This window comes from Dankookia rubra (assembly GCF_004355005.1).
Lineage (GTDB): Bacteria > Pseudomonadota > Alphaproteobacteria > Acetobacterales > Acetobacteraceae > Paracraurococcus > Paracraurococcus ruber_A.
Window position 1 is genome coordinate 1 of record NZ_SMSJ01000142.1, and the last position, 9,485, is coordinate 9,485.

At 66.1% G+C, this 9,485-nt stretch carries 7 protein-coding genes and 2 pseudogenes; 4 read left to right on the forward strand and 5 right to left on the reverse strand.

Annotated elements, in window-relative coordinates:
* The 3 genes and pseudogenes from E2C06_RS33740 to E2C06_RS33750 all read right to left on the reverse strand — a co-directional run.
* The coding region (locus E2C06_RS33740) for an IS110 family RNA-guided transposase (protein WP_165982841.1) at positions 1-765 on the reverse strand (765 nt) is incomplete at its 3' end.
* Positions 766-862: 97 nt separating this feature from the next.
* Positions 863-1,339, reverse strand: coding sequence for a transposase (locus tag E2C06_RS33745; protein WP_133292943.1), 477 nt, complete (start codon positions 1,337-1,339; stop codon positions 863-865).
* 68 nt (positions 1,340-1,407) lie between these two features.
* A pseudogene (locus tag E2C06_RS33750) lies at positions 1,408-1,533 on the reverse strand (transposase); the annotation flags it as partial.
* 403 nt (positions 1,534-1,936) lie between these two features.
* On the opposite strand from E2C06_RS33750, the gene E2C06_RS33755 reads away from it, so the two are divergent.
* Genes E2C06_RS33755 through E2C06_RS33765 form a run of 3 tightly spaced genes read left to right on the forward strand, consistent with a single transcriptional unit; the run spans position 1,937 to position 7,246 of the window.
* Positions 1,937-4,153, forward strand: a complete 2,217-nt coding sequence (locus E2C06_RS33755; RefSeq protein WP_133292944.1) for a peptidase domain-containing ABC transporter — start codon at positions 1,937-1,939, stop codon at positions 4,151-4,153.
* Positions 4,119-5,474 carry an HlyD family type I secretion periplasmic adaptor subunit gene (locus E2C06_RS33760; RefSeq protein ID WP_165982842.1) on the forward strand — a complete coding sequence of 452 codons (1,356 nt, stop codon included), beginning with the start codon at positions 4,119-4,121 and terminating at the stop codon, positions 5,472-5,474. The genes E2C06_RS33755 and E2C06_RS33760 overlap by 35 nt, the downstream gene beginning before the upstream one ends.
* A complete protein-coding gene (locus E2C06_RS33765; protein WP_133292946.1) occupies positions 5,471-7,246 on the forward strand; it encodes an SEL1-like repeat protein in 1,776 nt (591 codons plus the stop codon). The genes E2C06_RS33760 and E2C06_RS33765 overlap by 4 nt, the downstream gene beginning before the upstream one ends.
* A gap of 24 nt (positions 7,247-7,270) precedes the next feature.
* On the opposite strand, the pseudogene E2C06_RS39980 reads toward E2C06_RS33765, so the two are convergent.
* Positions 7,271-7,474, reverse strand: a pseudogene (locus E2C06_RS39980) (YrrC family ATP-dependent DNA helicase); the annotation flags it as partial.
* A gap of 331 nt (positions 7,475-7,805) precedes the next feature.
* On the opposite strand from E2C06_RS39980, the gene E2C06_RS33770 reads away from it, so the two are divergent.
* On the forward strand, positions 7,806-8,996 hold the full coding sequence (locus E2C06_RS33770; protein WP_133292947.1) for an FAD-dependent oxidoreductase: 1,191 nt from the start codon (positions 7,806-7,808) through the stop codon (positions 8,994-8,996).
* A gap of 15 nt (positions 8,997-9,011) precedes the next feature.
* Here E2C06_RS33770 and E2C06_RS33775 read toward each other — a convergent pair.
* On the reverse strand, positions 9,012-9,485 hold a 474-nt coding region (locus E2C06_RS33775), incomplete at its 5' end, for a LysR substrate-binding domain-containing protein (protein ID WP_206664820.1).

The following is a 9,485-nucleotide window of genomic DNA, read 5'->3' on the forward strand; positions in this document are numbered from 1 at the left end:
GCCCTCCTTCGCCCTGGCCCACCGAATGACCGAGAGCGCGCCGGTCACGAGCAGGCGCCGGATCGTGCGGTCACCCATTTTGGTGATCCGCCCGAGCCGGTCCTTCCCACCGCTCGAGTTCTGCCGCGGTACGAGACCGAGCCAGGCGCCAAAATCACGGCCCGACCGGAAGCCCTGGATGTCGGGAACCCCTGCCAGGATTGCGCTCGCGGTGATTGGGCCGATGCCCAGGACGGCAAGCAACCGGGCGCCGTCGGGATCCGCCTTGCAGCGGCGTTTCATCCCCGCCTCCAGCTGATCGATCTGCTTCCCGAGTTCCACAAGCTGATCGATGAGCAGGTTCAGCGCATTCCGAGCCAAGGTCGGTATGGGGGTAGTCGGGTCGGCGACCCGCTCGATCAGTTGGCTCATATGCTGCGGGCCAGCAGGCGCGAGAATGCCGAACTCCGCCAGATGACCGCGGACCGCATTGATGAGCGTTACCCTTTGCCGTGACAGCAGTTCGTGCGTGCGCTGCATGACCCGCGCAGCCTGCTGGTCTGCAGTCTTGATCGGGGTCGTCCGTACATTCGGCCGGGTAACCGCCTCGCAGATCGCGGCCGCATCGGCTGCATCGTTCTTCTGGCGCACGACATACGGCTTGACGTAGGACGGCGGGATCAGGCGTACGTCGTGTCCGAGTACACGCAGTTCCCGGCCCCAGTAGTGGGCGGTTGCACGCCTCCATGCCGACGAGGCACGGAGGTAGCGCGGCGAAGAATGCATGCAGCTCATCGCGGCGCAGCTTGCGCTGCAGTACCTTCCGGCCCAGCGCAGGCGGATGCAATCTCGGAGACCAGGGTCCGGCGGTCCTCCAGGCGGGTCATTCGCCCTCGCCGTCGCGGAAGACCGCATTCAGTTTTTTTCTGAGCACCAGCAAGGCGGCCGTCTCGGCCAGTGCCTTGTCCTTGCGGTGCAACTCACGCTCGAGCTCCTTCACCCGCCGCCGGTCCTGGCGGGCCTCGACGGCGCTGGCCGCCCGCGGCTCGCCCAAACCGGCAATGGCGTCATGCTTCCAGGCCTTAAGGTCAGCAGGGTAGAGCCCCTGCTCACGACACCAGACGCTGCGGGCCGCCTCATCCATAGCCGCGGTGGTGATCACCGCCTCCAGCCGCGCCACTGGTGTCCAGCGCTGGCTTACGACCAGGGAGCCTGGCCCGGCCAGCACTTGCGCTCGCCAGCGCTCCAACGTGCCGATGCTGACACCGACCTCGCGTGAGACCACCTCAAGAGCCGCACTCTCCGGCGGCAGCAGCCGCGCGACAATGCGGTCCCTGAAGGCTTGTCCGTATCTCGCCATTCTCGATTACCCGCGCCCCCTCATTGCGCGATCCTATCCAGGCGACAACTTGTCTGACACAGGGGGGGCCTGCCGCCGTGCTTCGCTGGCCGGATCAGCGGCGCCACAAGCGCCCACTCGGCATCCGTCAGGTCAGACGGGTAGCGCAGGCCACGGCGATCCGCTGCACGCCGATGTTCGGCCGTCCACGCCATCCGTCTACTCCCGCACATCGTCCACAGGAGCAGCGAATCACATCCGATTCAGGAGATTCAATTCCTTTCCGGATGGGCTCTGACGGTTACGGTCTTGGTCATCTCGCAACAACACGTAGGCGTTGCCGCGCGGGAACGCGGCTCGGGCAACCCGAGCGGTGTCGTCAGGCACAGGCGGGAGCGGCTGCTGCGGGCGGAGCGACACAGGGCACCTCCGAGGCGAAGTGCCTTTCAACGCTGCCGACACTCCGAGCGCTACCGGTGACTTCGCCAACAAGATCCTGACCGTGATGATCGACTATGTAAATATATTACGAATGCGATTAAACAGTCAAATCGAGGTGAAAAATGCAACTTTCTGTGCTAGCTGAAGCGTACCATCGTGCGCGGGACGAGATAGACAGTGGACGAACCAAACAGCCTAGCGGACGACAGTAACACCCCGATCAACTCGGCGCGTGTCGCCGCTTTGCGCATTTTGGCACAGCACGTTGGCGGAGACCTCGATCCGCAGTTGCTGCGTCTTCTCTCAGCCGCCCCAGAGGTCGACGCCCCCACGCTCGTGCGGTGTGCAAGTGACGCCGGGCTACGGGCCAGAGCGCTCCGCCCGTCTTGGCGGGACCTGATCCGGCTCGCCAGTGCCGGCGCCCCGGTGATGCTACTCCTCAAGGGTGGAGGTGCGGCCCTGCTGGAGGGTGCCATCGAGGACGGCACGGCTCTACTCTTGCGCGATCCCTTGAGCAGCGCAGCGGCGTTTGCCGTCGACACCTACCGTCTACAGGAGTTCTGGTTAGGTGTCGCCATCGTTGTCCGCCCGCGGCGCGGCCAGGCGATGGAAGACGCACCATTTAACATGCGCTGGCTCATCGGCGAGGTGCTGCGCGAGCGGTGCGTATTTCGTGATATCGGCATTGCAACCCTCATTATGAGTGCGCTTGGTCTCGCCACGCCGCTTGCTTTCATGGCCATTACGGATCGAGTACTGGTCTACCACAGCTGGCCGACCTTGACCTTACTCTCGCTTGGTCTCATTGTTGTTTTCCTGCATGAAACCCTGCTCGGTTACGCGCAGCGTCATCTGCTTGCGGTCGCCGCGGCACGTATTGATGCCCGCTTGAACCTGTTCGTCATGGCTCGATTGCTTCGCCTGCCACTTGATTTTTTTGAGAAAAATCCCTCAGGCGAAATTACACATCGAGTCTTCCAGGTAAATCGCATCCGGGAGTTCCTCACCGGACAGTTGTTTCGGACCTTTCTCGACCTTTCAACCCTTGTCCTTCTCCTACCCGGCCTCTTTTTCCTGCATGCTGGGCTGACTTGGTTGGTGCTCGGCTGTACCGGCGCCATTGCGCTCATCATGCTGACCTTCCTGCCAGCTATCAACCGGGCAACGAGCCGCGTGGTCGTCGCCGAAACGGCAAAATCTATTGTGCTGGGCGAGACGGTGCATGGCATGCGCACCGTCAAGGCCCTGGCGCTCGAGCCACGCCAAGCCGACGATTGGAACGAGCGGGTTGCCCTCGCAACGCAGCGCCGTCTTGAGCTCGCGCACCTGGCGAACTGGCCGCAAACGCTGATTCAGCCAATTGAGCGCTTCATTCAGGTCGGCACCATGGCGGTCGGTGCCTATCTGGCGCTCGCGGGCGACAGTGCGTCGATCGGCACGCTCATGGCCTTTGCCATGCTGAGCGGGCGCGTTGCGGCCCCTCTCATCGCCTTGGCAGGGCTGCAGCAGGCGCAAGGAGAGGTGCGGGCAGCGCTCGCCGAGGCATCGATGGTACTTAACCAGGAGCCTGAGCGACCAACTGGGGCAGTCGGCATGCGACCCAAGCTCCAAGGCCACCTCACCTTCGAGGAGGTGAGCTTCCGCTACCCTGGTGCCCAATCCGCGGCACTTGATCGAGTAAGCTTTGACGTGCCGGCCGGCACCCTACTCGGCGTGGTCGGCCGCAGTGGCTCGGGTAAAAGTACGGTCACGCGCCTGCTCCAAGGACTCAACTGCGGCTACGCCGGCATGGTCAAGATCGACGGTGTCGAACTCCGTGAGATCGACCTGCCGCACTTGCGCCGTAACCTCGGTATCGTACTGCAGGACAATTTTCTTTTTCGTGGTTCCATCCGCGAGAACATCGCGGCCGGACGCCCCGGCATTACCTTCGAACGAATTATTCGGGCCGCTCGTCTCGCTGGCGCCGAGGAATTCATCGAACGTCTGCCCGGTGGTTACGAGACGTTTATCCAGGAGGGTTCGCCCAACCTCTCCGGTGGACAGCGCCAGCGCTTGGCGATTGCCCGCGCTATCGTAACCGACCCGGCGGTCATGATCCTGGACGAGGCGACCAGCGCCCTCGATCCGGAGAGCGAAGCGATCGTCAACGCCAACCTGCTCCGCATCGCTCGCGGTCGGACTGTCGTCGTCGTCTCACACCGGCTCTCCTCGCTGGTCGACGCCGATGCGATCCTGGTACTCGACCGCGGCCAGGTCGTGGATTACGGGCCGCACGAGGACCTCCTTCGACGCTGCACAATCTACCGGACCCTGTGGCAGCAGCAGAATCGCACGGCTCAAGCAAAAAGGCTCATTGATGTCGCTCACCCGGCTGCCATCGCAGGGCAGTGAACGGGGCGTCGCCCTGGCCACTCTCGAATTCATTTCGCCCACCGCGGCGATCGTCGCCCGCCCGCCATCCCGTGTCGCCGTTGGCGTGGTCTGGATCCTGGCTTCGCTGTTTGGCTGCCTGCTCGCGGTCATTGGGCTACTGCCCATTGACCGCGTTGTGGCCGCCGATGGCCGGCTCGTGCCGCTCAGCCCGACCATCCTGGTACAGCCGCTAGAAGCCTCAATCATCCGCTCCTTCGAGGTCCGGCCGAACCAAGTGGTGCGGTCCGGCGAGTTGCTGGCGCGCCTCGACCCCACTTTCGCCACGGCCGACCTAGCGACCCTGACCTCGCAGCACGCGAGCCTCGCGGCCGAGGTCGCGCGGCTAGAGGCCGAGGCGGTGGGTGAGCGCTACAGGCCAGAAGCGGGTCAGTTTGGAGCTTTGCAAGCCGCCATTTTCGCGCAACGTGAGTCCGAGCGGGCGTTCCGCATCGAGAATTACCGGCAGCGCATGCGCTCGCTGACTGAAACGGTACAGCGCGGTGAGGTGGAAGCGCAGCAGCTCGAGCGCCGCTTGGCCGTCGCAGGACAGATCGAAGGTATGCGGCGCGAGCTGGAGCGGGCGCAGGTCGGCAGCCGGCTGAACGCGTTGATGTCCACAGATAGCCGCATCGAGGTGCAACGCGGCATCGGCGTCGCACAGAGCCAAGCCCGGAGCGCCGCGCGTGACCTCGCTGCGCTACAAGCCGAACATGATGCATACCTGAGCCAGTGGCGGGCGCAGGTGGCGCAGGACCTCGCGGAACGCCGGGGCAGCCTCAACGACGTCCAGGAGAACCTCACGAAGGCGCAGCTGCGGCGCCAGCTCGTCGAGCTGCGCGCGCCGGCGGACGCCGTGGTGCTCGAACTCGGCAAGACCTCGGTCGGCGCCGTGCTGGCGCCGGGCGAGTTACTGGTCTCACTTGTGCCGCTGAATGCCGCACTCGAGGTGGACGCGCAGGTGCAGCCGCGCGACATGGGCTTTGTGGCGGTTGGCGATCCGGTCAAGGTGAAGTTCGAGACCTATCCCTACATCCGCCACGGCACGGCGGACGGGACGGTGCGGACCATTAGCGAGGACACGACGCGCAACCGCGATGCCCCGACGCCGCAGGGGGAGCGTCCCTATTACCGGGCACGCGTGACGTTGGACACGGTGAACTTACGGAACCTGCCCGCCGATTTCCGCCTGATGCCAGGCATGCCAGTGCAAGCGGATATCGTGGTCGGCGACCGGACGATCCTGCAGTATCTCTTCCAGCGAGTCGTGCGACCCTTCCGCGAGGGGATGCGCGAACCGTGACGACGAAGATGCCGCAGGGCGGAATCTGGCGGGGTCTCGCCGCTTTGTTCGTGGGCGCAACGCGCGCCACACCGGGCGCGGCGGCCGGCACCACAGCACTGCCGGACATCCGGCGGTCGATCACAGCGGCCCGGCGGGGGCAGCCCGAGGCACAGCTCGCCGTCGCGCAGGCATATCTGCAGGGCATCGGCGTGCCGACCAACGCCATGGAAGGAGCGCTGTGGCTACGCCGTGCGGCCGAAGCCGGGCACGCCGAGGCGCAGGCACTGCTGGCGACGCTACTGCTGCAGGGCTTGGCGGGGTCGACGACGGGCGGACTGTTTGCCGGCAGCACCGCGCACGCCTACCCGGAAGCCGCGGCCCAGTGGGCACAGCGCGCCGCGGCGGCTGGGGCCGTCGAGGCGCAAGCGCTCCTCGGCTTCCTGTACGCGACCGGCCAAGGCGTGGTGCAAGACTATGTGGCGGCGGCACAATGGTACGAGCGCGCCGCGGCGGCCGGCAGCCCGCAGGCGGCGCTCGGCCTCGGTCTGATCCGCCTCGCTGGTCTGGAAGGTCTGGCCGATACCGCGGCAGCGGCGCGGCTGATTGAGCAGGCGGCGGCAGCGGGCTTACCGACGGCGCAATATGTCTTTGGTACGCTGCACGAGGCCGGTGTACCCCCGATTGCGCCAGACCAGGCGGCAGCGGTTGTGCTCTACCGGGCGGCGGCCGTGGCGCAGGTTCGGCCAGCCCAGGCGCGGCTCGGGCTGGCCCTACTAGAGGGCTGGGTAGCCGCGCCGAACCGCCTTGAGGGGGAGACATGGCTGCGTCGTGCTGCCATTGCAGGCGACGGCGAGGCGGCCGCACTGGTGGCTGACCTGCAGGCGGGCAACACGGACGGACCACCCAACCTGCTTGAGGCCGCCGGGTGGTACACCCTCGCGGCTGAGGCAGGGCACCGCCAAGCGGCCCGTGTCCTCGGCTTCATGCACCTTGCCGGCCTGGGTGTGGCGCAAGACTCGGAGGAGGCCATCAAGTGGCTCACGCGGGCCGCCGAAGAGGGCGACCTCGTCGCCGTGGTCGACCTTGCGCAAGCCGCCACCCTCGCCGGCAAGAGCAATACCGCGCTCGAACGGGTGGTGGCTTGGTTCGAGCAGGGGGCAGCCAGAGGCGATGCTGTGGCCGCCTACAACCTCGCTGTTTGTGCGGCACACGGGATCGGTATGGCGCAGGATATGTCGGCCGCCGCGCAGTGGTTGCGGCGGGCGGCCGAGCGGGTGGTCAACGCCCAATACTGGTACGCTCGGCTGCTGCTTGAGGGTGCACTCGGTGCGCCTGACGTGGCCGAGGCACGGCACTGGCTGCGCCGAGCCGCCGACGAGGGGCTGGCGGACGCGGCGGTGCTTCTCGCCGATCTCGATCTCAACGGCCGCGGCGCTCCCCGCGATCCGGCAACCGCCCTTGTACGTTTCGAGATAGCGGCGCAGCAGGGTCATGTAGGCGCGATGTTTGCGGCGGGTGCGATCCTTGGTGGTGGTCACGATGTGGCACCCGATCGTCCGCGCGCGCTGGACTGGTTCCGCCGCGCCGCTCTGGGGGGGCATCCACAGGCCCAACTGATGCTTGGACGCTACCTAATGCGGGGCCTTGCGGGCGAGCCGGTAGTTGAGGAGGGCGTGGCTTGGCTGCAACGCGCCGCGCAGGCAGGTCTGGCGGAAGCGGCAGCAGAGCTGTCGGCCCTCCGGCCGGCTTCGGTTGAGGAGGCAACTGTGACTGCGAACGCCGCCGGCTGAGCTCGTGCTGAATGAGGTCCTGCTCCTACGGTCAGAATTGACCCGTTCGCCGGCCGAGATGCCCAAGGCATGGCCGAGCACGGTGACCAGGTCGCGCCGGCCACGCGCCTTCATGCGCAGCACGCAATAGCTGTTTTTCCGCGTTGTGGAAGGTGACGCGCTCTACCAGCTTCGCGCCAGCACCTCTTGCGCCGGGGCCGGCGCGGCGGAGGTCTGGCTGCCGGACATCAGCTGATCCTCACGCGGGCGGGATTCTGGCATGGCGGCCAAGCCTCAAACGGTAGCGACGCCGAACTGCGCCGCACGCTGGAAAGCCGCTCGGCGCGGCAGTCTTTGGCTGCAGCGGCCGTGGACGTCGCTCCGGCAAATGCGGGTCGCGCAAGCCGGCTTCGCATGACGCATTGGAGGCGTTTTTCGGGGCACGGCGGAGAGCGCCAACGGGGAAGAATTTCGGTTCTGGTGCGCCTGTTCAGCGTCGGTTGACGGCCTGACACGTGCCAGGAATGGTCATGATGTACGGCGCCGGGATCGCACCTGCAGCCGAGGGGAGACCGGCACCATGCCCGACCGCTTGCCCGTCCTTGTCGTTGGCGCTGGTCCGGTTGGCTTGGTGGTCGCTGCCGCCCTGCTACGTCACGGCGTGCCTGTCACCGTGCTGGAGGTGGGGGAGGCATTCTCGAACGAGACGCGCGCCTCCACCTTTCACGCACCGACCCTCGACCTGCTGGACGAGCTTGGCGTCGCAGAACCGCTGATTTTTCAAGGACTTATTGCGCCGCGGCTACAGTACCGCAGCCGTACGGGAGGCATCATCGCCGAGTTCGATTTCGGCCTTCTGGCCGACGTCACACGCCACCCCTACCGGTTGCAGTGCGAGCAGTGGCGGCTGACCCGCATCCTGCACGAGCTGTTGCGGGACCGGCCCGGCTTTTTGCTGCACTTCGGCGCTGCTGTTACCGCCTGCATCGACCACGGTGCCTACGCTGAAGTGGTGCTGGAAGGCGGGAAGCGGATCAGGGGCGCTTATGTAGTCGGCGCCGATGGGGCCCACAGCGTCGTACGCCAGGTGGCCGGCATTGGCTTCGAGGGTTTTACCTGGCCTGAGCGCTTTCTGGTGCTCTCCACCCCCTTCGACTTTACCGGGTTGATCCCCGGCCTTGCCCCGGTCAGCTATTTCGCCGACCCGAAAGAATGGTTCTTCCTGCTGCGCATTCCTGGCCTCTGGCGCGCCATGTTTCCGGTCCCCGCCGAGGTGCCAGACCAGGCGACAGTGACCGACACTTACGCCTGCGACCGCCTTGGCCGGATTGTGCCAGGGCCAGGCAATTATCCAGTTCACCATCGCACCTTGTACCGGGTGCACCAGCGCGTGGCTGAGACGTTCCGGCGCGGCCGCGTCCTGCTGGCCGGCGATGCGGCACATATCAACAACCCACTCGGTGGCATGGGGCTGAACGGTGGCGTGCATGATGCCTGCAACCTGGCTCCGAAGCTCGCCGCGGTATGGCACGGCGAGGCACCCGATGGGCTGCTCGACCGTTACGACCGGCAGCGGCGCGGGGTCACCGTGGAGCACGTGCAGCGGCAGACCATCGCCAACAAACAGGGGTTGGAAGCGAGGGACCCCGAGGCGCAACGGGCTTTCCAGACGCGGTTGGCCGAGGCGGCCTCCGATCCGGTCCGGGCGCATACCTGGCTGCTCGGCGCCTCAATGATCAACAGCCTGCGGCAGGCAGAGGAGATCCACTAAGCCCGGCTTACCTGATCAGCCGGGCTGGTTGATTGCCGTACCATTGAGTTCTGCGGTCACGGCCCGGAGGTGGGTGAGGAAGAGTTCCACCGGTGCGATGAGGCGGCGGCGACGCAGCGTGGCCACTACGACCGGCACGGGCGGCCGGAGCCTGATAGGCAAGGCCCGCAGGCCCCAACGTTTGCCGTTCGCCTGCAATAGCGAGGCCGGCAGCGAGGTGACGTAGTCGCTCCGTGCCAACAACTGCATGCGCAGTTCCATGTTATGGGTACTCACCGCCACTCTGGGTGGCTCCAGTCCTTCGGACCGGAATGCCTCCACCACCAGCGCGCGGATGGCTGTCTCGGGCGGGCCCAAAAGCCAACGCGCTGACAGCAAGTGAGAGCGTCGGAGAGAAAATCCCTCAGGGAGCGGCTGGGTAATCTGGCCGCGGCGGCGTGAAATAGGAGCGCTGCCGAGCCTTTCGTCACGACGGCTGACGGAAGGCCT